We start from the raw sequence: 23843 nt of genomic DNA on the forward strand, positions 1-23843 counted from the left end.
GTGACGGGGGAGGGCCGAGCAAGGGCCGCACGGACGCTGGCGGGGTCGCGGCGGATGGCGGCGCGCTGATCGGGCCGGAGCTTGCGCCAGCAGCCGGACCCGATCCGCCGCGCCCGGGCGGCGGCGGACCGGACGGGCTTGCGGCACAGCGCGCACTCGCTCACGGCGCGACGGCCTTCCCGGTAGCGGCACTCCAGGCGTCGACGACCTTCTTCGGTACGCGGCCGGTCGCCGGGCACTCGAGGTCGTTGGCCTTCGCCCAGGCGCGGACCTCGGCCGCCGGGTAGCCGACGGGCCGACGCTGCGTCTTCTGCTTGGCCGGGGTCAGTTCGGCCTGGCGGGACCGGAGTTCGGCGAGCCGCTGCTGCAGCTGCTCGGCCTCGGTGGTGATGGCGGCCAGCTCCTGGTCGGCGGCGTGCCGCTGGCGCAGGCCGCCGAGGATGGCTCGGGCACGTGTGGCCTGGTCCTGGACGTCCGGGTCCAGGTGCGCGTCGCCCCAGGCGAGGAGCTTGCCCTCGGTCAGGCTCGTGAGGGCGATCGGCACGGTGGGTGTGGCGGCGGCCGGGGTGTCGGGCATGGGGTCGCTGGTCCTTTCGGTGGGCGGGGTGTCGTCGAGGTGCAGGCGGTTGTCGCGGGCGGCCTGCGGCCCGCCCTGCTGGTCGATCTCGTCGAGCAGGTTCCGTAGGGCCTTGACCGTCACGGGCTCCTCCGGCGGGGCGGCGTTGCGCAGCTGGGTGTCGGTGAGGTGGGCACCGGTCATGCATGTGGTCTCGCCGCAGTTGCTGCGCACGGGGCCGACGGGCGGGCGGCCGTGATGCTGCTCGAACACCACCTGCCGGGCGTTGAAGGTGCGGGCCTCGGCGCAGAGTTGGGGCATACGGCCGGCCATCGGGCCGGTCCACCGGGAATGCCCGTCGCCGTACGGCTCGATGGACTCGGCCAGGCCCTCGGCCTTCGTACGGGCGGGGTGTCCGCCGGTCAGCCCGGATGGCGGGATGCCCGCCTGCCGGCGGATCCGGGCGATGGTCGGCGCGGTGATGCCGACCTCGGCCGTGATCTGGCTGTTCGACGCCCCGGCCCGCAGCAGCTCCCGCGTGCGCTGCTCGAACGCGGCGCGCACTTCGGGCGAGTACCGGCCGCCCGGCTTGGCGGGGGTGACGGGGATGCTCACGGGTGGAGTCGCTTCGGCCACAGGCTCGGTGGTGTCGGAGCCGTCCGTGAGGAGGTCGCGCAGCACGGCGATCGCCTGGGTCCTTTCAGGGGGCAGGGACGGGAGCGCGCGGCGTTCCTTGCGGGTGAGACCGCCCCAGATCCCGATGGGTGAGTCCGCATCGAGGGCGTCGTACAGGCACTCGGGCCGGACCGGGCAGCCCGCGCAGATCTCCTTGGCCTTGGCGTCCGAGGCGCGGAAGAACACCGCGCTGTCGCTACCGCCGCAGGCCGCGGACCCGTGCCACTCGCCCGCGACCGCCAGGTCCTGGTGTGTCATCGCGCCTCCTCGGCGGGCACGACGAAGTCGAGGACGCCCTGTGAAAAACGCTCGCGGGCGAGGTCGTGGTAGGCAGGGTTGAGGTCGATGCCGATGTACTTCCGGCCGAGCTGGCGGGCAGCGGCGCCTGTGGTGCCGGAGCCGGAGAACGGGTCGAGGACGGTCCCGCCGGGCTTGCAACCCGCCTTGATGCAGCGGAGCGGCAGCTCGATGGGGAAAACGGCAAAGTGGGCGGCCGGGTAAGGCTTGGTGGTGATGTCCCAGACGTCGCCGGGGTTGCGGCCGAGGGGGTGGCCGTCGACTCCGGGTTCCTCGCGCTGCGAGGTGGAGTGGGTCTGCGCCGGGAGGATGCCGAGGCGCTGCCGCTCTTTGTGACCTCGAGGCCTGCGCTGTGGACGCATGGTGTGCGGCTCACGGATGGCGTCGAGATCGAACCAGTACCTCGGGGCCTTCGACAGCAGGAACAGGTGCTCGTGCCGTGACGACAGCCGGTCCGTGACGGACTCGGGCATGGCGTTGTGCTTGTACCAGATGACCTCGTTGCGGAGGATCCATCCGTCGTCTTGCAGCGCGAACGCTGTACGCCACGGCGCACCGATGAGGTTCTTCGTGGGCAGCGCCGTGGTGCCGCGGATCGTCTCGGCGGTGAAGGTGCAGTCTTTTCGCTGCCCGGTCTGGCCCTGCTTGTGGGTGGAGCCGGGCGGATAGGCGTAGCTGTCGCCGAGGTTGAGCCACAGCGTCCCGTCGTCGGCGAGTACGCGGCGTGCCTCAGCGAACAAGACGCGCATCGTCTCGACGTAGGCCGCGGGTGAGGCATCGAGGCCGTACTGCCCTTCGGTGCCGTAGTCGCGGAGTCCGTAGTACGGGGGCGAGGTGACGATGCAGTCGACGGAGCAGTCCGGCAGGGTGCGGAGCTGTTCCAGGGCGTCGCCGAGGAGGAGCGTCACCTGATCGTCGCGGTAGTACTCGGCGGTCATCGGGTCCACCGCCAGGCGGCGGCCCGTACGACGGGGCGGCGGCTCTTCGAGGCGGCCCGCGGTCGGGGCCGGGACCGCGGACTGGTGCAGGTCGCGGCGTGCGGCATCGCCTGCCACTCGGCGCCCTCGAGGCGGGTGCGGTCACCGGACAGGACGCGGACCTTGAGGGTCCCGGTCCCGTCCTTGTACGCGCCGAGGTTGCCCTCGGGGTCGGGGTCGGCGTTGACGGCCTGACGTCGGCCGTGCGCGGTGATCGCCCACCGGATCCGCTCGGAGCAGCCGTCGCACAGGACGGCGTCGTGGTCACTGGGCATGGGTCCTCCGGGCGGTACCGGTCTCGGGTGGGATGCGGCCGGGCAGGAGCGGCAGAGTCCTGAGGTGGCCGTAGATGTGGAGGGCGACAGCGGACCCGCGGGAGGCGATCGCCGCCCGGATCTCGTCGTCGGACGCGCGCTCGCGCTGGCGGTATGTGGCCTTCGGCGGCAGCACCGCAGTGCCGGCCGGCCGCACCTCGCCGGGCAGGCCGGGAAGAGCCAGCTGCTCCTGGCGCTCGGCGCGCAGCTGCTGCAGCCGGCGCTCGAGGTCGCGGGCCTGGGCCCACTGGGCGCGCTTCACCTGCCGGTGGTGGGCGCAGATCTCGCACGGCTGGCCGGTCGGCCACACGTAGCCGTCCTCGCACGACGGCACGCCGCAGCCCTTGTGCACGATGCCGACGGACAGGAGCCAGGCGCCGATGTCGCGGATGTCGGCGCGCAGCACGGCGAGGTAGCGGGCCTTGATACGGGCGGCCATCCGCTCGGGGCTGGTGCCGGTGTCGAGCTGGCGGCCGATCTCGCGGGCGATACGGCGCAGGACGAAGCGGCGGATGCCGTCGAGTTCGTGGCGGACCGGAGCGAGGGCGGTGTGGATGCGCTCGGTCCAGCGCAGTTCAGGCCCGGTGTAGCCGCCGGGGCTGTCGTTGCGCTGGCTGTTGGCCGGGGCGGCGGAAGGGCGGTTGCCGCGCGGAGCGCGAGAGGTGGCCGAGCGGAAGGTGTCCGGCACCGCGTTGTCCACAGGAGCCGTGACCCACTCACGGTCACCTCGCCTACGGCGGGAACCCCCCACAGCGGGCGTCTCAACACGTCGGTCAGTCAGGTGGTCTTCCCTAGACGCGAGGGATCCGTCATGATCGCCCGCACCCGATCCGTCATGAATGACCGGTGTACCGGCGTCCTGCTCGGCGGCCTGGTCCTCGAGGGCCTCGGCCTCCGCGGACGCGCTCGATGCCGGGACGGCGTACAGCGGGCGACGGTGGGTCTCGTAGGCGTGGCGGCCCTGCTCTCCCTCGCGGCGGCGCACGGTCAGCCAGCCCGTGGTGGCGAGCTCGTCGACCAGGCGGCGGGCCTGCCGTTCCCCGAGGGATTCGCCGGCCTTCTTCCCGGTGTGGTGGCGGAGCATCTCGCCCGCCTCGGTGACCGTGACCGGGATTCGGCGGGCGGTGGCGTAGGCGAGGAGCGCGTACAGACGCAGCAGCCGCGGAGTGAGGGCCTCGGCGGCGCGGACGGGGATGCGCACCCACAGCTCGCCCTTGGCGAGCGGGCGGGTGACGCGGTGCGCGGACGTGCCTGTCCCGCCACGCTTGGTACGCCGGACGGTGGGGACTTCGACCAGGCCGTCGACGGTGTCCGGGTGGGCGAGCGGGCGAAGGCCCCGCTCCACCGCGCTCTTGGACATGCCGAGGTAGGTGGCGAGGGTGGAGACGCGGGCGGTGCAGCCCTCCGGGCGGAGGGACAACGCTGCGATCTTGACGTAGGTGCTCAGGGCCGCATCGGGATACTGAGCACCTACGACCAGGCGCAGGGGGACCTTGACGGTGTGTCCGCCGTCGCGCGGGTGCACCGCGGCAGCCGCGTGGGGCGGCTGGGGGTGCGGTGCAGCCTGGGCTGCGAGCGCGACGGCGGACATGCGCGTTCCTTCAAGGGTGGGTCAGCGGGTGGTGCAGGCGCAGACGAGGGCGATCACGGTCAGGGCCATGCCGAGGAGGGCCAGGAGGCGAGTCATCGCGGGCGGCGGCAGGTGTGCTCACGGCCCTGGGTGAAGAAGCCGGCCTGACAGCAGTCCTGTTGAGCGGCCTCGTACGTGGCCCGGCGGTCAGCGAGGAGCCGGGCTGCCCGTTCCTTGCTGGCGAGCATGTCCTTCAGGAACTCCTCGCCCGCGTCGCTGCCGCGGCATGCCTCGATGTAGGCCAGGACCGCGCCGAACAGGCCGGGCGCGACGCAGGAAGGGAGAACGATGCCGATGTCCTCGGTGGTGCCGCCCCGCTTGCTGAAGAGGTGGAGCGAGACGGCCGGAGCGCCGTGGGTACAGGGGTGATCGAAGTTGAGGCCGGCGCCGCCGTCGGTAGCGAGGAAGAGGCGGCTGGGCTCGGTGATCCTGATGTCCATGGGATGCCTGTCTGCTGGTCGAGGTGGGAGCCGGGCGGGCGCGTGTGGTCAGCGCCCGCCCAGCCGTCGAAGGGGGTGTCAGCTGGCGGGCTGGGGCTCGTGAGCCCGGGCGCGCAGTTGCTCGAGGACCCAGGCGGGTACGGCGAGCTGCATGGTGAGCTGGCCGGCGCGGGGCCCTTCGGCGATAGACCGGGTGTAGAACCAGCCGCGCTGGGTGAGGACCTCGATCTGGACCAAGACCTGGCTGGTGGTCAGGCCGGTCGCGTAGGCGAGCTCCTCGGTGGTGGGCGCCCACCGGGTGTGGATCATCCCGGTGTTGAAGTTGGCGTACCCGAGGAGCGTGAGCGCGATGAGGCGGGCCTCGGGGTGCATGCGGCTGATCCGCAGTCCCTGCTGGTAGAGCGGACGAAGTCGCTCCTTGCGGCCGAGGACGCCAGGCCTGATCGAGTCGGCGGCGCTCAGCTTCTTCGGGATGTACGGCTCGCGTTCCACCGGCTGGGTGGCCGCAGCAGGCTGCACCCGGGCGCCCTGGGCGCGGGGCGCGGGCGGCCTCGACGCTGGGATGTCGGAGGCCGGGCGCGGGGTGGGCCTGGGCGCGGTCCGTCGGGCGAGGTCAGCAGGAGTTGGTGTCATGACGGTTCCTGTTCGTGCTCGGTGCCGGTGGGGGCGGCGGCCTCGGGGTCGGTGCCGTGTGGGGGCTGGCGGTGGAGGGGCCAGCCCGGGCCGGGCGGGGCCTCGGGCTTCCCGGCGAGGGCAGCCGGGGTATGCAGGGCACACCGCCAGCCGCAGGGATAGAGGCGGGTACCGGGCGCGTGCGGGCCGGCCGTGTGCCCGCACAGTCCTGCTCGGCCCGGGCCCCACCGGTCGTCGGTGCTCACTCGGGGGTGTCCGGCCAGTCGGGCTCTTCCTGCACGGGGCCGGTCGGCTCGTCGTCGAAGTCGTCGTCCTCGTGGGGGCGTTCGAGTTCGCGGCCGGCGTGCCAGGCGGCGCGGGCGATGTCGCGGCGGGCCGCGCCCAGCCAGTAGCCGACGTCGCCGGTCTGGGTGTACCGGGTGATGGCGAAGTCGGTGCTGCTGTGGGCGCTGCGGGTGTGCTCGCGGAGTCCGGGCAGTGGGGCGGGGAGCTCGCGGTCGTGCGGAGCGTAGGTCCACGCCTCAATGGCGAACTGGTGGTTGCCGCCGGTGTTGCGCTGCTGGAGAGCGTCGCGCAGCTGGACGGCGTGGACGATGCTGCAGGCAGGCTGGTACTCGAAAGTCTGCAGCTGCGGGCCGGCCGCGATGTAGACGGTGTCGGGCGTGCACAGGTGCTTCTCGCCCTCGGTGTGGGGGCAGACGGCGCCGCGCGCGGTGGGCTCGGATACATGCTGGTCGACCAGGCCGAAGCGCACGGTCCGGAAGGCGGGCGCCTTGCTGCAGCCCTTCATCCAGCACCGCTTGTACCGGGCGTATGCGTAGTAGCTGCACTCGTCGCAGACGCAGCCGCCGCCGCAGTTGCAGCCGAGGGACTCGCCGTCCTCGTCGGTGCCAGCGCAGCCGCAGTACTCGTCCGGGTCCTCGTCGTCGTAGTCGTCGGCGCTGCCGGCCACTACCTCCTTCGGCTGGTCGCCGGGCAGGAGGTGGCCGGGGGCCCAGGCCCGCATGAGGATGCGGGTCGCGGCCTCGATCTCCGCCGCTGTAGGAGCCGTAGGGACCGGGCTCGGGGTGGTGTCGGTCATGGCGCTCCGATCGAGGCAGCGGACGTGGGGAGGAGTTCGGTGCAGGTGTGGCGCTCCCAGAGCCCGGCGAGTGCGTCGGCGGACTCCGCGGAGGTGATGCGTCCCAGGCGGCGGCCGCACTGGCAGGTGCCGAGGAACTGCTGGCCGCCGAACTCGATGACCAGGGCATGGCCACCGGCGAGGGTCTCGGCCACCTGCCGGTCGGGCAGGTCGGCATGAGGCTCGCGATAGACCCGGGCGAGGAGCTCAGCGGCGGCGGGCAGGTTGTAGCCCGCGGACCGCAGGACGGCGAGGAGTTCAGCGCGAGCAGTGGACGTCGTCCCCGGAGGGATGTCCTTCTCCTCGCGCTCCGCCCGGGTCAGGGCGGTGTCGATCGCGGCGGCGAGCAGCCCCGGGGGCGCCTGCCAGGTCGGGGCCGTGGTGCCGGGCCCGAGCAGCTGCACGACCGAGCCGCGCAACTCGTACGCGAGCGGCTCACGTACGGGCTGCGGATGCCGAAGCACCGCGGCGATGGTCTCCGTGCGGGAGGGCATCAATTGTCACCGCCCTCGGCGGCCTGAGCCTGCCCGAGCGGGACGACGTTGATCGTGCCGAGGAAGCCGATGGTGGACGGGTGGCCGTGGTAGCCGGGCGTCTCGGTCTCCTGCCAATTCCACTCGGCGCCGGGCGCCGGGGCGTAGCCGAGCTCGGCGAGAGCGGCAGTGCGCTGGTCAGGCGTGGGGGTCTGGTGTCGGCGGGAGGCCGGCCACTTGTGAGCAGGCCACTCGTCCGTCGTGTTGTAGACGACGAGGTACAGCTCCCAGTGGGCGCGGCTGGTGGAGCCGACCAGCTTGCGGGGGCTGGAGTCGCAGCACCGACGGCGCAGTTGGGCGCGCTCCACGAAGGGCGCTTTCTCGGCCATCAGGAAGCACCGGCCTTGTCGCGTTCCGGGGAGCACTGGCCGTCGTGGGCCACACGCCGTTCGCAGGTGTGCGGCGGTTCGTCGCGGCCGAGGTCGGCGCCGCAGAAGAAGTACTCGTCCGTTAGAGCCTGTGCGGCTTGCTGTTTGGCGACCTTGTCAGGGTCCAGACGCCAGTCCCCATCGCGGTGTACGGCGAAGCGGGTGAGGTGGCGCCAGTGGTAGTGATCCGGCTGGTGGTGGTACATCGACGGCGGGGTTGTGGCCAGCCAACGCCGGATGATCTCCCATCCGATCTTCTTGACCAGCGTGCCGGCCAGTTCGTCGCCGAACGGGGCGGGGTTGAACTGGGCTGCGTGCCACAGCGCCACCAGGTAGTCGTCCGCGACGCGGGTCAGGGCGCCGAGGTCGGCCTCGATGGTGATCGTTGTCTTGGTGGTCGGGTCACCACTCATCAGACGGCCACCACCAGCGTGTGCACGGACGGGAGGTCGGCGGTGGCGATCCAGGCGGTGGCGTCCTCGAGGGCGGCCAGGCCGCGGGAGGAGTACCGCCACCGGGTGGTGGAGACCTGGTGGGCGCCGGCCTCGTCGGGGACGGCGGCGGCGATCCAGCGGTGGACGTGGTCGGCGTCGCGGTAGCCGGTGATGATCCCGTACAGGGTCTCGGCGGTGAGGGCGGCGGGCTGGCGGGTGACGAGGTACTGGTGCGGCCGGCCACCCGGCGTGACGGGCTGGCCGGGCCACAGCCACAGGTCGCCGTGCCGGGTGGGGGTCTGTCCCCAGCCGGTCAGCTCGGTGGTCGAGTGGGCCTCGGTGAGCCCCTCGCCGCTGATCGTGCGGACGGTGCGGCAGTCCCGGCACAACAGCCGGATCTGCACCCGGCCGAACGTGCCGGTGTGGGAGCACACGTCGTTGGGGCAGGTGCAGGGCTCGGCGCCGGTGGGCTGGGGGCGGGCGCCCTCGGTACGGCGGATCTCCACCGTGTCCCAGGACGGGGCCGGGCAGTCGACGGGGTGAGACAGCGGGTCCCATCCCAGGTAGAGCTCCTCGATGAGCTGCATTAAGCGGCTTCCTTCGCATGGCGTGCGCGGTAGGGCTGCACGCAGGTGACGGGCTGGGTCTCGTCCGGGGCGGCCGGCGTCGCGTGCCGAGCACGCGGGCGCTGGGGCGGCGCGTAGTGAGGCAAGGCCGGAACGGGCGGTGCAGGCGGCTTTCGGGTGGCCCAGTAGTCCGGCAGGGCGTCGTAGTCCAGGGCGGCCTTGACCAGGCCGAGGAGTACGGCGCCGCTGCCGGTGCCGATGCCGCCCGCGGCCAGCCACTCGGCGGTGGTCGCGGGCCCGCTCACTGCGTGCCCGGTGCGATCACACCCGCGAGCCGGGCCGCCGCACGGTCGGTGAGCAGGCCGGGCACGCCGTCGCCGCGCAGGTGCACAGTGACGCCGCGGCGGTGGCCGGTGGCCGTGGCACTTCCGCCGTCGGTCTGGACCGTGGCCGGGTCGATGGCGAAGTAGTGGATCCACCAGCGCCAGGCGTCGATCGATTGCGGGTCGACGGTGATACCGAGGGTCGAGGTGTCGGGGACCTCGGTCGCCGTCACGTCCGGCTGCGTCGACCGCAGATGGTGTGCCAGCTGTGCGGCCGCCGAGTCGAGGTCCACGTCGGTGCGGATACGCGAGGTGCAGCCGGCGTACTCCGAGACGTCCATGTCCGCGGTGACGGAGGGGTCCGCGACGGCATACGCGACGGGCACGCTGGCGCCGATCTGGTCGGCCTGCTCGGCGAGCAGCGCCTTGATCGCCGGGGTGAGCTCGACGGCCAGGCGCTCGATGTCCGCGGCGGTCAGCGGCAGGTCGAGGATGGTGACGGCCGTGTCGAGGCGCGTGTGCAGCTGGTGCTGCAGGGCCTGGCTCACTGCGCGGACTCCGCGGCCGCAGTGATGGGGGTGACGGCGGCGATGTGGGCGAGGACGCTGGCTCCGAGCGGTACAGGGTGTGCGGCCGGCGCGCTCGGGGTGGTGTCCGTGTGGCCGGGCAGGGTGGCCGACTCGTCGAGAGCTGCGGCGGCCGCCTTCGACAGGAGGACCTCGGCGCAGACCGGGATGCCGTCGACGATGGCGCGGGCCTCGAACCAGACGGCGTTGGAATCGGCCGAGCGCTTGGAGGCGACGTCCGTGATCCGGGCGAACTCGACGACGCCGACCGGTTCGTCGGTGCCGAAGTTCAGCCGGATCCGGAAGCCGGTCAGGTCACCGACGACCGCGGTGCTGCGCGGGAGGGTGGTGAGCTGGCCGACGATGCGGTCCGCGACCGCGGCGGCCCGCTTGTAGGCGAGGCGCTCGCTGTTCTGGAGGGCATCGGTGGGTGCGGCAGAAGTGGTGGGCTGGGTAGCCTGGTCCACGTGAACCTCATTTCAGAGTGGTGAGGTGATCTGCTTTGCGGGGCTGGTCCGGGTCGCGTCCGGGTCGGCCCCGCGCCGTTTCAGCGGGCGTTCGTGAGCGCGGCCCCGCGGGCGGGCAGCGGGCGCAGGTGACTCAGCGGGTGCCTGCTGGCCCCGGGCTGGGGCGTCGCCGCGGTGGCCAGAGGGCCGGCCGTCGGCTCGTGGTGGTGAAGGGCGTCGATGCGTTCGAGGTCCATGTCCGAGAACGTGACGACGCGGCCCTTCTTGGAGTGCGGCAGTCGCTTGATGTGCCGGCGCAGCCACGACTCCTCGACGCGAAGGATCTCCGCGGCCTCGGGGTAGGTGTGGCGGTCCTTCATGCCGACATCGCCGCCGTACGGAGGCCGTCGCTCTGCTGGCTGTCCTCAGTCGGGACGGCCCGTCCAGTCGGCGCCCAGAGGATCAGCACATCCACCCCGATGGCGCTCGCGATGGAGTGCGCAATGTGGCTGGGCTGAGTCTTGGTTGCGCCGTTGAGCAGAGCGTCCACCGTGCCGTGAGGGATGCCGACCTGCGCGGCCAGTTCACGGCCGCTGACGCTGGATCCGGTCCCTGTGCGCTCCATCAGTTCGCGCAGGAGAGTGGGCTTCACCAGCCGATATCGGGGTTCACGAATCACAGGCACACCTCTTGGGCACGTTGTCCAAAAATTTGGGCACGGCCTAAGCATGCAGGGATTTGGGCACGGTGTCCAGATTTTTGGGCAGCGCGCTTCACCAGTTTTGGTCAAGGTCCCGAGGTGGACTGGCGGAGAGCGCCCAAAAAGCTGGACACTGTGGCTAACGCAGGCGCACCTAATGACGCGCTGAACTGGACGAACGCCGCATACGTATCACTGGTCACATGGGCACCAGGCGGAGCTGCGGTGACTGGGAGAAGAGGACGATGACGGGCGAAGGCACGCCGAGGCGGACTGACCTGTCCGACCTCCTGCGCAGCCGCAAGGAGGAGCTAGGCAAGAGCATCCGGATCCTTGAGGCGGAGTGTGTCGATCCTGATCACCCGGAGCGTGGCTCTCTGTGGAAGCGCGGCACCCTCGAAAACCTGATGAAGGGTGCCGGCACCAAGGGGCCCAGCATTGAGCAGTTGAGGGCGCTCGCCGCCGGGTTCCAGTTGTCGCTCGGCCGGGTGCAGGAGGCCGCCGGCGCTCAGTTTTTCGGCATCGACACGGTCTGGACCAAGGATGCCAAGGTCCGTGCGCTCGTCAATGACTTCCGCGACCTCAGTCCCGAGGACCAAGAGTGGGTGCACGCCATCATTCAGAGCCGGCGCGCCCCCGATCAGGGCTGACGGAAAACAGACCGTACTGCGCCACTCCGAGTGTGAAGGTGGATTTCCGGGGTGGCGCTTCTGTGCGCTATCGAGGCCTCAAAGTCGACAAGCCGGTAGCCGTGGCGTCTGTCATATGCCGCCCTTCCAGCATGTATGCGCGAGCGGGGTGACGTGCCCTCGTAGCGGTAGTCGATCCTCCAGTTGTGGCCAGATCTGCTACGCAGCGTGAACTTAAAACAGACCAAGTGTGCTGTTTTCTCTCGCTCAGCCGGGTGGGGTGACGCTCCGGGTTACCACCAGTCCGGGTGCGGCAAGGCTGTGACCAGCCATGGCGTGAGGCGGAGGCAATCTCAGCTACCCACAGCGTCACTCTGGTCACGGGGTACGCGGTATGGCATCGTCGGTGGTCCGCCTGGGGGGCGTAACTGGATTGGTTCGCTCGCGCGTTCGAATAAGCTGGCGAGCGCGCGGGGCATGGCCACGCAAGGGGGTCCATAGATGGCAGAGGGAAACGCACCGGCGGGGGGCGACGACACCCCAGACGACGACGGCCAACCCGTGTCCTTCGAGGTCGACATGGAGTTCGTCGAGGCGCTCCCCGGAGGCAGGGCCGTCATGCCAGTGGAGCGTCAAGGACGATTCGTCTGGCTCGTAGTCCAAGGCCATATCTCGCCACAGGCGCGCGCCGAGATGGTGGATGGCCTGAACCACATAGTTCGGTCCGGCCTGTGGCAGCAGAACTGGCTGCCACCACAAGCCGACGACATCTGAGTCACACCACCCGCTGCAGGTGCGAGCGCGGCTCAGGCGGCGCCATGGCGGCCTCGACGGCGGCGACGATCTCGCCGTCGAGGGACCGCACCAGATGCCCGTAGCGATCGACCGTCGTGGTGATCGACTCATGTCCCAACCGAACCTGGATCGCGGGCAGCGGCACGTTCGCGCCGATCAGCCACGACACGTGCGTGTGCCGTAGATCGTGCATCCGTGGCCGCTTCGTCAGCCCTCTCTTGGCTGCCGCGTCCAAGGCCCTCAGCCACTTGCGGTTGTAGAAGTTGGAGTGCCGCCACGCCGCCCCGTTTGCACCCCGGAACACGAAATCTTGGGGGGCGCGCCCGAGCAGGTGGTGCCGCAACAGCTCCACCTGCCCGGGTGTCAGGGCCAGGGTGCGCCTCGCCTTCTTCGTCTTCGGCGGACCGACCTGGAACGTGTTGTCCTCCTGCCGACGCCAGGCGCGTTGGATGCTGATCGTCTTCTTGCGCTCGTTCACATCGCGCCGCTGCAGCGCAGTGATCTCGCCCCAGCGCAAGCCCGTACCCACCAAGAAGTCGGCCAGATCCGCGGCGGCCGGGTCGATCGTCCGCAGCTCGCGGCTGATGAGCGCGTACTCCTCGTGCTCAAGGAAGCACATCTCTTCTTCGGTCTCATCGTCCGTACGCGGCAGCCGTGTCTTGGCGCACGGGTTCGCCGGCCGTAGCTGCTCCGCGGCGTCCACAGCGGCTTGCATGACGCAGAAAAGCAAGCCGTGCCAGTTCCGGATGCTCTTCGGGCTGGCCTTCCGGATCAGCCAGGACTCGGGCTTGTCCGGGACCCGGACGCCCTCCTCATTGGCGCGCACCCAGTCCTGCAGATCGTCCGTCGTCACGTTGCAGACGGTGGCCGCCGAGACGTGCCCGGACCGGCGGGTGTGCACCAGGCCGCCGTAGCTGCGCTCCACGCCGTCCCTGCCGGTGTGCAGGACGGGCGCGAAGTGCCTGTCGAGGTCCCGGTGATAGTCGGCCTTGGTGCGCGCCGTGACGCCCGTGAGGCGGTCGACGTAGCGGTGCGCCCACACGAGGAGCGGGACGTCGTCGGGGTTCTCCTCCGGCTCGACAAACCCCTTGCCCCGGATCCAGCCGAAGGGCCACTTGTTGCCGTGCGCCTCGACGAGGCTCTTGAACTGGTCGGCCTGCGTGGCGCCTTCGTCACCCCCGAAGTTCTCGGTCTGCCATGCGCCGTCCTGACGCCACTTCACCTGATATGTGCTCGGCCCGGTCTTCTTCGGGCGCTCCACGATGCTCGCCATGAGGGTGAAGATACGGACCAAATCCCATGATCGGTTCCCGTGATGTTCCCAAAAAGCAGAAAGAGATCAAGGCCTGACCCAAACTTGCAGGTCAGACCTTGATCTTTAAGGGTGAGTGACGGGACTTGAACCCGCGACTTCCTGGACCACAACCAGGTGCTCTACCAGCTGAGCTACACCCACCATGTCGGCTGTTCGAGTTTCCCCGACCGGCCGAGAAAAAGTGTACAGGGTCCGAAGGGGTGCTCGCGCCCGCCTTTCCTGGGCGCTCCCCGACGGGGTGCGGAAGGGCTTACTGCACAGGCAGGACGTACTTCGCGGCGATCGTCCGCGCGGTGTCCGAGTCCGGTCCGGGCTGCGGTACGAAGACGGCCTCGCGGTAGTAGCGCAGCTCCGCGATGGACTCCCGGATGTCGGCGAGGGCGCGGTGGTTGCCGTTCTTCTCCGGGCTGTTGAAGTAGGCGCGCGGATACCAGCGGCGGGCCAGTTCCTTGACGCTGGACACGTCGACGATCCGGTAGTGGAGGTAGCCCTCCAGGGTCGCCATGTCCCGGAGCAGGAAACCGCGGTCGGTGCCGACCGAGTTGCCGCACAGCGGGGCCTTGCCGGGTTCCTTCACGTGCTCGCGTACGTACGCGAGGACCCGTTCCTCGGCGTCCGCGAGCGTCGTGCCGCCGGACAGTTCGGTGAGGAGGCCGGACGCGGTGTGCATCTGACGCACCACCTCCGGCATCGTCTCCAGCGCCTGGTCGGGCGGTCGGATGACGATGTCCACACCGTCGCCGAGGATGTTGAGCTCGGAGTCGGTGACGAGGGCGGCCACCTCGATGAGCGCGTCGTCGGACAGCGAGAGGCCGGTCATCTCGCAGTCGATCCACACCATGCGATCGTTCATGCGACCACCCTAAGGCTGAGGCCCGCGTCCGGGACGACCGGCGTCGCTCCGGACCGCATGTCAGGGGGCACCGGATCGTATGTCCGGGGCCTCAAGGGGGACAAAGCCCCTCGGGCCCCGGACACACGTCACATTCCGCTGCGCTGTCCCGGCAGGCTCGCCCGGCTCCCCGCGTACGCCTCACGGCCGTTGTCCGAGGCCGCGGCGAGGGACGCGGAGGTCCCGACCGGGCTCGGCGACGGCGTGCGACGCGTCTGGAGGGGCACCGGGCCGCTCTCGGGGTGCAGGGGAGAGGGCGCGTTCGGCGGACCGGCCGCGCTCTCGGGGTCCGGCTGCCGTTCCGACTGCGGTCGGCGCGCCCGGTAGGCCGCCCGGTAGGCGGCCGGCGACGAGCCGAGCTGGCGGCGGAAGTGCCCGCGCAGCGCCACCGGCGAACGGAAGCCGCAGCGGCCCGCGACCTCGTCCACCGAGTAGTCCGACGTCTCCAGCAGCCGCTGTGCCTGAAGCACCCGCTGGGTGATCAGCCACTGCAGCGGCGCGCTCCCGGTGAGGGAGCGGAACCGGCGGTCGAACGTACGACGGCTCATGTACGCGCGCGCCGCGAGCGTCTCCACGTCGAACTGTTCGTGGAGGTGCTCCAGCGCCCAGGCGACGACCTCGGCGAGCGGGTCGGCGCCGATCTCCTCTGGTAAAGATCGATCGAGGTAGCGCTCCTGGCCGCCGCTTCGGCGCGGAGGGACCACCAGGCGGCGGGCGAGCGCACCGGCCGCCTCGTTGCCGTGGTCACTCCGCACGATGTGGAGGCAGAGGTCGATTCCGGCCGCGGTGCCCGCCGACGTCAGTACGTCACCGTCGTCGACGAACAGCTCCCGCGGATCGACGTGCACCGACGGATAGCGCTTGGCCAGCGTCGGGGCGTACATCCAGTGGGTGGTGGCCGGACGGCCGTCCAGCAGTCCCGCCGCGGCCAGGACGAAGGCGCCGGTGCACAGCCCGACTATGCGGGCGCCCTCCTCGTGCGCTCGGCGCAGTGCGTCGAGCGCGTCCTCCGGCGGCGGCGAGGTGATCGAACGCCAGGCCGGCACGACGACGGTGCCCGCCCGGGAGATCGCCTCCAGGCCATGCGGCGCGGTGAGTTCCAGGCCCCCTGTGGTCCGCAACGGTCCTTCTTCGCCACCGCACACAAGAAGGCGGTAGCGCGGAACGCCCGCGTCCTGTCGGTCGATTCCGAACACCGACAGCGGTATGGAACTCTCGAAGATGGGGCCGCCGCTGAACAGCAGCACCGCGACGATCTCCTTGCGGCGTCGCCCGGAGAGTTTCCGGGCCGCGGCTTCCGGCGCGGCAGTGGAGTCGTGGCTCATACTGCTAAGCCCCCCTCGGTGGTCGCGGCACCCTTAACCCTTCGGGTCTGTCGCTCCAACACGTTTCCCCTCGGTCCTGCACGAGTCCCCCGCCGTAAGACAGTCAAGATCGAATCTACTGCGTCCCGTGATGCCAGGGTGACCAGTTCGTCATCCGGCACATTGTCGACTTGGCAACTTGGCGTGAAGCATTCGATCACGAAGCGTTGCACTCGTGGGGCGTGCAGGGAAGTGCGCCTTGTCGCAGTGGCCAATCCACGTAGGGTGCGCGGGGTGCCCCAGGCCCTTTCCGTGCAGGTGGAACGGGGGTTGGGGGGTGGTCGGGGCCCGGAATGCGCGGTGGCCGGAAGTTGGCTGAAAAGAGTCGGACGCGTGCGCTGAAACCGGTCAGCCGACCGGTGTACTTCCCCCGCTGTGACGTCCGCCTCGGTGCGTACCGGATCCGGCCCGGTGATGGCGTCCGCGAGGGGGCGCCTGCTCCTCGGCCGACAGACGGGCCGCGCCGCGTTCGGACTGGCGCAGGAGGATACGGCAGACCGCGGTGACGGCGGCGAGGCCGAGCGCCGTGCCCGCCGCGCCGGCGAGGGAGCTGCCGTACCAGAGGAGCACCACGGGGACGAGGACACAGCTGAAGGCCGCCCAGCGGACGACGTCCGTCGCTGAGTCCTGGGTGGGGGGTTGCGGTCCCGGCATGGCGTACTCCCTCTCCCTGTGACGTGGCTCAGGGGGTTCAACGCGTGTTCGATCCGTCGGTCACTGTGCGGCCCGGATCGGGTACCGAGGAGGCCGTCCGGTACGTGAATCCTGTGCAAACCGCCTGTACAGCGCAGCAACCATTGCGTTACGGGCGCCCCCTCGTGCATGCTCCCTGGAATCCCCACGCATCGTGGGCGCGATCTGGGCTTAGGAGGCGTGCCGCCGTACCCTTGGGGGTATGGGGTTGGGAAGATGATTCCCGGACAGCTCCGCCGCTCTCTGTCGGCCCACCCATAAAAGGATCACAACGCCGAGACAGCCATGGCCGGTCACGAATTCTTCGAACCAGCGGACCGCAAGCGGCCCGTCGCCGACCCCACGGCGGCCGAGCCCCTGGCGGCGGAAGAGCCACGCCAATCCTGCGACCCCGCCTTCAAGCACGGCGTCGTGGTCGGCTTCGACGGCTCCACGTCCAGTGAGCGCGCCCTCGCGTACGCCATCGGTATGGCCCATCGCTCAGGGTCGGGCCTGATCATCGTCCATGTCGCCAACCGGCTGCCCACCACCGTGTGGGCCGGCTGCGAGCCGCCCGTCTTCGTCGACGTGCCGGACCACCGCACCGAGGTGCTCGGTCTGGAGCTCGCCTGCGCGGAGTACCTCGCGGAGGTGCCCTGGATCCTTGTCGAGCGCGGCGGCGACATCTGCCACGAACTCGAAGAGGTCGGGCGGGAGTACGAGGCCGACGCGATCGTCGTGGGGTCCACCCACGGTCTCGTCGGACGGATCTTCGGGTCCGTGGCCGGCCGGCTCGCCAAGCGGGCCAAGCGGCCGGTCGTCGTCATTCCGTGAGCAGCCGAACTCCCTTGTGCGGCGCGCGAACCTACTGGCGCGTAGAGGTGTTCGTGTCCTTGTGAAGGGCATATAGCGGTCACCGCGACGCGCTGCCGGTCGGGGCGTGACGGCAACCGGGTGGCTGCGCCGGCTGGGAGTTGGGCGGCTCCCGGCGAACGAGAACGGACCCCCTGTGGTTGGTGGCAACACGTGGGGGTCCGTTCTGCTGTTCGGCCGCTGCGGGTGCGTGAGGGCTTGTCGCGCCCACGCGGCGAAGCCGCAGACAGACACGGCCTCGCGCCCCTTCGGGGCGCTGCCGCGCGGGGCGTTTCTACTCCACCGTCACCGACTTGGCGAGGTTCCTCGGCTTGTCGATGTCCCTGCCCAGGGCCAAGGCCGTGTGGTAGGCGAGGAGTTGGAGGGGGATGCCCATGAGGATCGGGTCGAGCTCGTCCTCGTTCTTCGGGACGACGATCGTCTGGTCGGCCTTCTCCTGTTCGCGGTGGGCGACCGCGAGGATCTTGCCGCTGCGGGCCTTGATCTCCTCCAGGGCGGCGCGGTTCTTCTCCAGGAGGTCGTCGTCGGGGACGATCGCGACCGTGGGGAGCGCGGGCTCGATGAGGGCCAGCGGGCCGTGCTTGAGCTCGGAGGCCGGGTACGCCTCGGCGTGGATGTAGGAGACCTCCTTGAGCTTCAGGGAGGCCTCGCGGGCCACCGGGTAGCCCCGGACCCGGCCGATGAAGAGCATCGAGCGGGCCTCGGCGTACTGCTCGGCCAGCTTCTTGATCTCCTCCTCCTGCTCCAGCATCTCGGAGATCTGCGCGGGCAGCTTGCGCAGGCCCTCGATGATCCGCTTGCCGTCCCGGACGGAGAGGTCGCGGGTGCGGCCGAGGTGGAGGGCCAACAGGGCGAAGGCGACCGTGGTGTTGGTGAAGCACTTCGTCGAGACCACGCAGACCTCGGGGCCGGCGTGCACGTAGATGCCGCCGTCGGCCTCGCGGGCGATGGCCGAACCCACCACGTTCACCACGCCCAGCACCCGCGCGCCCTTGCGCTTCAGTTCCTGGACGGCGGCCAGCACGTCGTACGTCTCACCGGACTGGGAGACGGCGATGTACAGGGTGTCGGGGTCGACGACCGCGTTGCGGTAGCGGAACTCGGAGGCGGGCTCGGCATCGGCGGGGATGCGGGCCAGCTCCTCGATCATCTGGGCGCCGATCATGCCCGCGTGGTACGAGGTGCCGCAGCCGAGGATCTTCACGCGGCGGATCTGGCGGGCCTCGCGGGCGTCCAGGTTCAGGCCGCCGAGGTGCACGGTGGAGAAGCGGTCGTCGATGCGGCCGCGCAGCACGCGGTCCACGGCGTCGGCCTGCTCGTGGATCTCCTTGTGCATGTAGGTGTCGTGGCCGCCCATGTCGTAGGAGGCGGCCTCCCACTCCACGGTGGTCGGCTCGGACGTGGTGCGGGTGCCCTCGGTGGTGTAGGTGCGGAAGTCGTCGGCCTTGAGGGTGGCCATCTCGCCGTCGTCGAGGGTGACGATCTGGCGGGTGTGGGTCACCAGCGCGGCGATGTCCGAGGCGACGAACATCTCCTTCTCGCCGATGCCGAGGACGACCGGGGAGCCGTTGCGGGCGACGACGATCCGGTCGGGGAAGTCGGCGTGCAGCACGGCGATGCCGTAGGTGCCCTCGATGACCCGCAGGATGTCGCGGACCTTGTCCTCCAGCTTCTCGGCCTGCGAGCGGGCGATCAGGTGGACGAGGACCTCGGTGTCGGTCTCGGAGAGGAACTCGACGCCGTCCGCCTCCAGCTTGCGGCGCAGGTCGGAGGCGTTGTCGATGATGCCGTTGTGGACGACGGCGACCTTGCCCTCGGCGTCCAGGTGGGGGTGGGCGTTCACGTCGGAGGGGGCGCCGTGGGTGGCCCAGCGGGTGTGGGCGATGCCGGTCGTGCCCTTGAAGCGGGCGGGGACCTTGGCCTCCAGGTCGCGGACCCGGCCCTTGGCCTTGACCATCTTCAGGCCGGCCGCCTTCGGGGAGGTGACGACGATGCCCGCCGAGTCGTAGCCGCGGTACTCCAGGCGCTGCAGGCCCTCCAGGAGCAGGGGCGCGACGTCACGCCGCCCGATGTATCCGACGATTCCGCACATGTATATGTATTCCTCAGCCGTAGACGATGCGGCGCAGCTGCCTGAGCGAGAGCTCCGGTGGTGCGACCGTCCGGTATTTCAGGTCCGCCTCGATCCGTTCGAAGATCTCCGCGTTCACCAGGCCCTGGGCCTGGAGTTCGCGGTGGCGGCGACGGACGTACTCCTCGGTCGTCTCGTCGAAGTAGGCGAGCACGTCCTGGATCACCCGCAGCGCCTCGCCCCGCTGGAGGGGCGTGGACCGCGTCAGATGATCAACGAGTTCGTCGTGCACCCGGTAGATCCTGGGGGACGCGGAAGGGTTTCGCAAGAATCCTGCCCGATTTCGGGCAGGTCCCTGTTGGGAAGCCTTGGGGGAACCTTGAATGTGTTATGAGCGCTTGTTCGCGCACCGTCCATGTGGCGTCTTGCGGTCCGTCGCCCGAAGCGACGAGTTTCAGACACCATGGACATTCCTCGTATGGGCGTACCCGACCAGCTCGCCGAGCGCATGAGCATGGCCGAACAGCACGAATACCTGCGCGCCAGATTCTCGCGGCGCACGATGATCAGGGGCGGCGCCGTCACCCTGGGTGCCGTCGCCGGTGGCGCGTTCGTGCCGGGCGCCACCGCACAGGCCGCGACCCCGACCGCCACGCGCACCGAGACCTTCGCACGCACCGCGACCGTCGACGGCGCTCTCGTCGCCCCCTTCGGGCGCCATCTCGCCTTCGGCGGCGACCCGCGCACCGAGATCACCGTCTCCTGGCAGGTCCCGGTCGCCGTCAGGAAGCCCTTCATCCGGATCGGTGCCCGGCCCTGGGACCTGTCCCGCAAGATCGAGGCCGAGGTGCGCACCCTGTACACCCCGGCCGGTGTCGGTGCCAGCGCCGACCACACCCAGTACTACGTGCACGCCGAGCTCACCCACCTCAAGCCCGGCCGGACCTACTACTACGGCGTCGGCCACCAGGGCTTCGACCCGGCCGAGCCGCATCTGCTCGGCACCCTCGGCACCTTCACCACCGCCCCCGCCCACAAGGCGCCCTTCACCTTCACCGCCTTCGGCGACGAGGGCGTCGGCTACCACGGCCTCGCCAACAACAGCCTGCTCCTCGGCCAGAACCCGGCCTTCCACCTGCACGCCGGCGACATCGCCTACGCCGACCCGGCGGGCCAGGGCAGGAGCGACGACACCGGCTTCGACTCGCGGATCTGGGACCAGTTCCTCGCCCAGACCGAGTCGGTCGCCAAGTCCGTCCCGTGGATGCCGGCCTACGGCAACCACGACATGGAGGCCTGGTACTCGCCCAACGGCTACGGCGGCGAGGACGCCCGCTGGAACCTCCCGGGCAACGGCCCCGACAAGAAGAACCTGCCGGGCGTCTACTCCTTCGTCTACGGCAACACCGCGGTCATCTCGCTGGACGCCAACGACATCTCCTTCGAGATCCCCGCCAACCTCGGCATCTCCGGCGGCACCCAGACCAAGTGGCTGGAAGCCCAGCTGAAGAAGTTCCGCGCGTCCAGGGACGTCGACTTCGTCGTGGTCTTCTTCCACCACTGCGCCTACTGCACCTCCACCTCGCACGCCTCGGAAGGGGGCGTGCGCCAGGAGTGGGTGCCGCTGTTCGAGAAGTACACCGTCGACCTGGTGATCAACGGCCACAACCACCAGTACGAGCGCACCGACGTCATCAAGAAGGGCGCGGTCGCCAAGAAGCTCCCGATCGGCGGCACGGCGTACCCCGAGACCGACGGCGTGGTGTACGTGACGGCGGGCGCGGCGGGCCGCAGCCTCTACTCGTTCACCGCCCCGCTGTCGTACGAGGGCCACGAGGACCAGGTCGAGTCCGTGTCCTCGTTCGTCAACCTCAAGGGCGGCAAGCAGAACGAGACCGTCACCTGGTCCCGGGTCCGCTACCTCGACTACTCGTTCCTGCGGGTGGACGTCGAGCCCGCGGCGAAGGGCCACTACGCCAAGCTGAAGGTCTCGGGCATCGCCGAGACCGGTGACCGGATCGACCACTTCACGGTGACGCGCAGGGCGAAGTAGGCGGCGGGGTGTGTCCGGAAGGCGGGGCACACTCCGCGAGCGAGTGGGCGGGCGGTCCTCACATCCCCTTGAGGATCGCCCGCTTGGCCGTCGTGAACTCCTCGTCCGTCAGCACCCCCGTGCGGTGCAGCTCGCCGAGTTCGCGCAGCCGACGCAGCAGGGCGTCGTGGCCGTCCTCGGCGGCGGGCGCGGGCGCCGGCGCGGTGAGCGCCTTGGCCTCGGGCGGCCGTACGCCCTTGGCGGCGGACGCCGCCGGATGCGGGAGCCGGGCCTGGACGGCCGCCGCGACCAGCGCCATCAGCGGGTCCTTCTTGAAGCCCCACAGCTCCACGGAGTTGGGGTCGTACTTGGGCGGGGCCTTGGTCGGGGCGTTCTTCACCGTGAAGCGGAGACAGCCGTTCTCCAGGCCGGCCGCCGGATGCCACTCCACGGCGGTGAGGTCGGCGAGCGCGAGGGTGCGGGGGCCGGCGGCGGCCTTGGCGTCCTCCGTCTTCCAGTTCCACTCCAGCCGGATCCGCTCGCCGTCGAAGGTCGCGGTGCCGTCCCCGGCGGCGACGGAGAGCGGCAGCGACGGGCCCGGCAGCAGATACCCGTCCACCGGGTCGGTCGGCACCCGGTCCAGGAGGAGAGCGCCCCGGACCTCGTCGACGAAGTACTCGGCGACGCCGTACCGGTCGGACTCCACGACCAGTTGGTACGGATCGTGCGGCTCGGTGAGCCGGCCCCCGGTCGCCAGCAGCAGCGGGTCGGAGCCGTCGCGCAGCCGCAGCCTCAACCGGCCGCTCTTCTTGCCCTGTTCGAAGGAGATACCCGCCAACGCGCCCAGCGGGACCACGAGTTCACCGAGGGTCCTGCGGAGCAGGCCGACGTTCTTGTCCCGCCCCGGGGTCAGCCGCAGGGCGTCGCCGTCGAAGACCCAGGTGCCGTCCTTCTGGAGGATTTCCGCCATGGGGGGATTGTTTCACCGGTTCTGCGGCAGGGTTGGTCTATACCCATTCCGAAGGGAGCGCATATGAGACGGCACCTTCTCGGCCCGCTGCTGCTCGTGGCGGCGGTCGGCACCTTCACCACCGGGGCCGCGCCGGCCCCGGCGTCCGGCGGGGCGAGGCCGCTGGGCGAGGTCGTTCCGGCCCCCGCCTCGGTCGCGCCGGGCGGATCCCCCTACCGCCTCACCGACGGCACCCGCATCCGGGTCGACGACACCCGTGAGGTGCGCAGGGTCGGTGAGTACCTCGCGGGCATCCTGCGGCCCGCCACCGGCTACCGGCTTCCCGTCACCGCGCACGGCGACGGCGGAGGGGTCCGACTCCGGCTCTCCAAGGGGTCGTTCGGCCCGGAGGGGTACCGTCTCGTCAGCGGTCGCGACGGCGTCACCATCACCGCCGCCCGGCCCGCCGGGCTCTTCCACGGCGTCCAGACCCTGCGCCAACTCCTCCCGGCCGCCGTCGAGAAGGACTCCGTGCAGCGCGGACCCTGGCTGATCGCGGGCGGCATCATCACGGACACCCCGCGCTACGCCTGGCGCGGTGCCATGCTCGACGTGTCCCGGCACTTCTTCACCGTCGACCAGGTCAAGCGCTACATCGACCAACTCGCCCTCTACAAGATCAACAAGCTGCATCTGCACCTCAGCGACGACCAGGGCTGGCGCATCGCCATCGACTCCTGGCCCCGGCTCGCCGCGCACGGCGGCTCCACGGAGGTCGGCGGCGGCCCCGGCGGCTCCTACACCAAGGCCGACTACCAGGAGATCGTCCGGTACGCCTCCTCCCGCTTCCTGGAGGTCGTCCCGGAGATCGACATGCCCGGCCACACCAACGCGGCCCTCGCGTCCTACGCCGAACTCAACTGCGACGGCGTCGCGCCCCCGCTCTACACCGGCACCGAGGTCGGCTTCAGCTCGCTGTGCGTGTCGAAGGAGATCACCTACGACTTCGTCGACGACGTCATCCGGGAGCTGGCCGCGCTCACCCCCGGCCGCTACCTCCACATCGGCGGCGACGAGGCGCACTCCACCCCCCACGAGGACTACGTCAAGTTCATGGACCGGGTGCAGCCGATCGTGTCCGAGTACGGGAAGACGGTGGTCGGTTGGCACCAGCTGACCGGCGCCACCCCGGCGAGGGGCGCGCTCGCCCAGTACTGGGGGCTCGACTCCACCGGCGCCGAGGAGAAGGCGCAGGTCGCCGCCGCCGCGCAGCACGGCACCGGACTGATCCTGTCCCCGGCCGACCGGGTCTACCTCGACATGAAGTACGACGAGAGCACCCCGCTGGGGCTGGACTGGGCGGGCCTGGTCGACGTGAAGCGGTCCTACGACTGGGACCCGGGCGGCTATCTGCCGGGGACGCCCGCCTCCGCCGTACGGGGTGTCGAGGCGCCGCTGTGGACGGAGACCCTCCGGAGTTCCGCCGACATCGAGTACATGGCCTTCCCGCGGCTCCCGGGCGTCGCCGAACTCGGCTGGTCGCCGGCGGCTACGCACGACTGGGACACCTACAGGGTGCGGCTGGCGGCACAGGGGCCGCGCTGGGACGCGCTGGGGATCGGGTACTTCCGCTCACCGCAAGTGCCCTGGCCCGCCCGGTAGTTCCGGCCGGT

28 protein-coding genes and 1 tRNA gene are annotated in these 23843 nt (G+C 70.5%); 5 read left to right on the forward strand and 24 right to left on the reverse strand.

The window, feature by feature from the left end:
• Positions 1-160 precede the first annotated feature (160 nt).
• The 16 genes from ACZ5VD_RS01770 to ACZ5VD_RS01845 all read right to left on the reverse strand — a co-directional run bounded on the left by ACZ5VD_RS01770 (position 161) and on the right by ACZ5VD_RS01845 (position 10557).
• Positions 161-1489 (reverse strand): WhiB family transcriptional regulator, encoded by a 1329-nt coding sequence (locus ACZ5VD_RS01770; RefSeq protein WP_468680162.1) that lies wholly within the window; start codon positions 1487-1489, stop codon positions 161-163.
• Positions 1486-2466, reverse strand: coding sequence for a DNA-methyltransferase (locus ACZ5VD_RS01775; protein WP_468680164.1), 981 nt, complete (start codon positions 2464-2466; stop codon positions 1486-1488). Before ACZ5VD_RS01775 ends, ACZ5VD_RS01770 begins: the two co-directional genes overlap by 4 nt.
• The gene (locus tag ACZ5VD_RS01780) at positions 2463-2780 is read right to left on the reverse strand and encodes a hypothetical protein (protein ID WP_468680166.1); all 318 of its coding nucleotides are present in this window, start codon (positions 2778-2780) and stop codon (positions 2463-2465) included. The genes ACZ5VD_RS01775 and ACZ5VD_RS01780 overlap by 4 nt, the downstream gene beginning before the upstream one ends.
• On the reverse strand, positions 2770-4410 hold the full coding sequence (locus ACZ5VD_RS01785; RefSeq protein WP_468680168.1) for a hypothetical protein: 1641 nt from the start codon (positions 4408-4410) through the stop codon (positions 2770-2772). Before ACZ5VD_RS01785 ends, ACZ5VD_RS01780 begins: the two co-directional genes overlap by 11 nt.
• Before the next feature lie 92 nt (positions 4411-4502).
• The gene (locus ACZ5VD_RS01790) at positions 4503-4889 is read right to left on the reverse strand and encodes a hypothetical protein (protein WP_468680170.1); all 387 of its coding nucleotides are present in this window, start codon (positions 4887-4889) and stop codon (positions 4503-4505) included.
• Between the two features lie 78 nt (positions 4890-4967).
• Positions 4968-5522 (reverse strand): hypothetical protein, encoded by a 555-nt coding sequence (locus tag ACZ5VD_RS01795; protein ID WP_468680172.1) that lies wholly within the window; start codon positions 5520-5522, stop codon positions 4968-4970.
• Between the two features lie 241 nt (positions 5523-5763).
• Positions 5764-6603 carry a hypothetical protein gene (locus ACZ5VD_RS01800; RefSeq protein WP_468680174.1) on the reverse strand — a complete coding sequence of 280 codons (840 nt, stop codon included), beginning with the start codon at positions 6601-6603 and terminating at the stop codon, positions 5764-5766.
• Entirely contained in the window at positions 6600-7136 is a 537-nt protein-coding gene (locus tag ACZ5VD_RS01805) for a hypothetical protein (RefSeq protein ID WP_468680176.1), read from the reverse strand. The genes ACZ5VD_RS01800 and ACZ5VD_RS01805 overlap by 4 nt, the downstream gene beginning before the upstream one ends.
• Positions 7136-7504, reverse strand: a complete 369-nt coding sequence (locus ACZ5VD_RS01810) for a DUF6303 family protein (RefSeq protein ID WP_468680178.1) — start codon at positions 7502-7504, stop codon at positions 7136-7138. The genes ACZ5VD_RS01805 and ACZ5VD_RS01810 overlap by 1 nt, the downstream gene beginning before the upstream one ends.
• A complete protein-coding gene (locus ACZ5VD_RS01815; protein WP_468680182.1) occupies positions 7504-7956 on the reverse strand; it encodes a hypothetical protein in 453 nt (150 codons plus the stop codon). The genes ACZ5VD_RS01810 and ACZ5VD_RS01815 overlap by 1 nt, the downstream gene beginning before the upstream one ends.
• The gene (locus ACZ5VD_RS01820; RefSeq protein ID WP_468680184.1) at positions 7956-8564 is read right to left on the reverse strand and encodes a hypothetical protein; all 609 of its coding nucleotides are present in this window, start codon (positions 8562-8564) and stop codon (positions 7956-7958) included. The genes ACZ5VD_RS01815 and ACZ5VD_RS01820 overlap by 1 nt, the downstream gene beginning before the upstream one ends.
• Complete coding sequence (locus ACZ5VD_RS01825) at positions 8564-8848, reverse strand: hypothetical protein (protein ID WP_468680188.1); 285 nt, start codon at positions 8846-8848, stop codon at positions 8564-8566. Before ACZ5VD_RS01825 ends, ACZ5VD_RS01820 begins: the two co-directional genes overlap by 1 nt.
• Positions 8845-9414 (reverse strand): hypothetical protein, encoded by a 570-nt coding sequence (locus ACZ5VD_RS01830; RefSeq protein ID WP_468680189.1) that lies wholly within the window; start codon positions 9412-9414, stop codon positions 8845-8847. The genes ACZ5VD_RS01825 and ACZ5VD_RS01830 overlap by 4 nt, the downstream gene beginning before the upstream one ends.
• A complete protein-coding gene (locus ACZ5VD_RS01835; protein ID WP_468680191.1) occupies positions 9411-9899 on the reverse strand; it encodes a hypothetical protein in 489 nt (162 codons plus the stop codon). Before ACZ5VD_RS01835 ends, ACZ5VD_RS01830 begins: the two co-directional genes overlap by 4 nt.
• 80 nt (positions 9900-9979) lie before the next feature.
• Positions 9980-10258, reverse strand: coding sequence for a helix-turn-helix domain-containing protein (locus tag ACZ5VD_RS01840; RefSeq protein ID WP_468680192.1), 279 nt, complete (start codon positions 10256-10258; stop codon positions 9980-9982).
• Entirely contained in the window at positions 10255-10557 is a 303-nt protein-coding gene (locus tag ACZ5VD_RS01845; protein ID WP_468680194.1) for a helix-turn-helix domain-containing protein, read from the reverse strand. Before ACZ5VD_RS01845 ends, ACZ5VD_RS01840 begins: the two co-directional genes overlap by 4 nt.
• Before the next feature lie 266 nt (positions 10558-10823).
• Here ACZ5VD_RS01845 and ACZ5VD_RS01850 point away from each other — a divergent pair, with 266 nt between their 5' ends.
• A complete protein-coding gene (locus ACZ5VD_RS01850; RefSeq protein ID WP_468680196.1) occupies positions 10824-11228 on the forward strand; it encodes a hypothetical protein in 405 nt (134 codons plus the stop codon).
• 480 nt (positions 11229-11708) lie between these two features.
• Positions 11709-11981, forward strand: coding sequence for a hypothetical protein (locus tag ACZ5VD_RS01855; protein ID WP_468680198.1), 273 nt, complete (start codon positions 11709-11711; stop codon positions 11979-11981).
• Position 11982: 1 nt separating this feature from the next.
• Here ACZ5VD_RS01855 and ACZ5VD_RS01860 read toward each other — a convergent pair whose 3' ends face one another.
• The 5 genes from ACZ5VD_RS01860 to ACZ5VD_RS01880 form a co-directional block, all read right to left on the reverse strand.
• Entirely contained in the window at positions 11983-13275 is a 1293-nt protein-coding gene (locus ACZ5VD_RS01860) for a tyrosine-type recombinase/integrase (protein WP_468680200.1), read from the reverse strand.
• 110 nt (positions 13276-13385) lie between these two features.
• Positions 13386-13458: transfer RNA gene (locus ACZ5VD_RS01865), tRNA-His, on the reverse strand.
• Between the two features lie 109 nt (positions 13459-13567).
• Positions 13568-14170, reverse strand: coding sequence for an oligoribonuclease (gene orn, locus ACZ5VD_RS01870; protein ID WP_468550549.1), 603 nt, complete (start codon positions 14168-14170; stop codon positions 13568-13570).
• Between the two features lie 128 nt (positions 14171-14298).
• Positions 14299-15534, reverse strand: coding sequence for a GlxA family transcriptional regulator (locus tag ACZ5VD_RS01875; protein WP_468550548.1), 1236 nt, complete (start codon positions 15532-15534; stop codon positions 14299-14301).
• A 387-nt stretch (positions 15535-15921) separates the two neighbouring features.
• Positions 15922-16227: a hypothetical protein gene (locus ACZ5VD_RS01880; protein WP_468550547.1), complete on the reverse strand. Its 306-nt coding sequence runs from the start codon at positions 16225-16227 to the stop codon at positions 15922-15924.
• 324 nt (positions 16228-16551) lie between these two features.
• On the opposite strand from ACZ5VD_RS01880, the gene ACZ5VD_RS01885 reads away from it, so the two are divergent.
• Positions 16552-17079, forward strand: coding sequence for a universal stress protein (locus tag ACZ5VD_RS01885; RefSeq protein WP_468550546.1), 528 nt, complete (start codon positions 16552-16554; stop codon positions 17077-17079).
• Between the two features lie 313 nt (positions 17080-17392).
• Here ACZ5VD_RS01885 and glmS read toward each other — a convergent pair whose 3' ends face one another.
• Together glmS and ACZ5VD_RS01895 are read right to left on the reverse strand one after the other, a co-directional pair.
• Positions 17393-19210, reverse strand: a complete 1818-nt coding sequence (gene glmS / locus ACZ5VD_RS01890) for a glutamine--fructose-6-phosphate transaminase (isomerizing) (RefSeq protein WP_468680202.1) — start codon at positions 19208-19210, stop codon at positions 17393-17395.
• A gap of 13 nt (positions 19211-19223) precedes the next feature.
• Entirely contained in the window at positions 19224-19481 is a 258-nt protein-coding gene (locus tag ACZ5VD_RS01895) for a hypothetical protein (RefSeq protein WP_468550619.1), read from the reverse strand.
• Positions 19482-19652: 171 nt separating this feature from the next.
• Between ACZ5VD_RS01895 and ACZ5VD_RS01900 the strand changes: the two genes are divergently transcribed.
• On the forward strand, positions 19653-21242 hold the full coding sequence (locus ACZ5VD_RS01900; protein WP_468680204.1) for a purple acid phosphatase family protein: 1590 nt from the start codon (positions 19653-19655) through the stop codon (positions 21240-21242).
• A 58-nt stretch (positions 21243-21300) separates the two neighbouring features.
• Here ACZ5VD_RS01900 and ACZ5VD_RS01905 read toward each other — a convergent pair whose 3' ends face one another.
• Positions 21301-22191: a DUF4429 domain-containing protein gene (locus ACZ5VD_RS01905; RefSeq protein WP_468550543.1), complete on the reverse strand. Its 891-nt coding sequence runs from the start codon at positions 22189-22191 to the stop codon at positions 21301-21303.
• 63 nt (positions 22192-22254) lie between these two features.
• Here ACZ5VD_RS01905 and ACZ5VD_RS01910 point away from each other — a divergent pair, with 63 nt between their 5' ends.
• Positions 22255-23832 carry a beta-N-acetylhexosaminidase gene (locus ACZ5VD_RS01910; RefSeq protein WP_468680206.1) on the forward strand — a complete coding sequence of 526 codons (1578 nt, stop codon included), beginning with the start codon at positions 22255-22257 and terminating at the stop codon, positions 23830-23832.
• The last annotated feature ends 11 nt before the right edge of the window (positions 23833-23843 follow it).

The organism is Streptomyces sp. NPDC032822, from assembly GCF_055578825.1.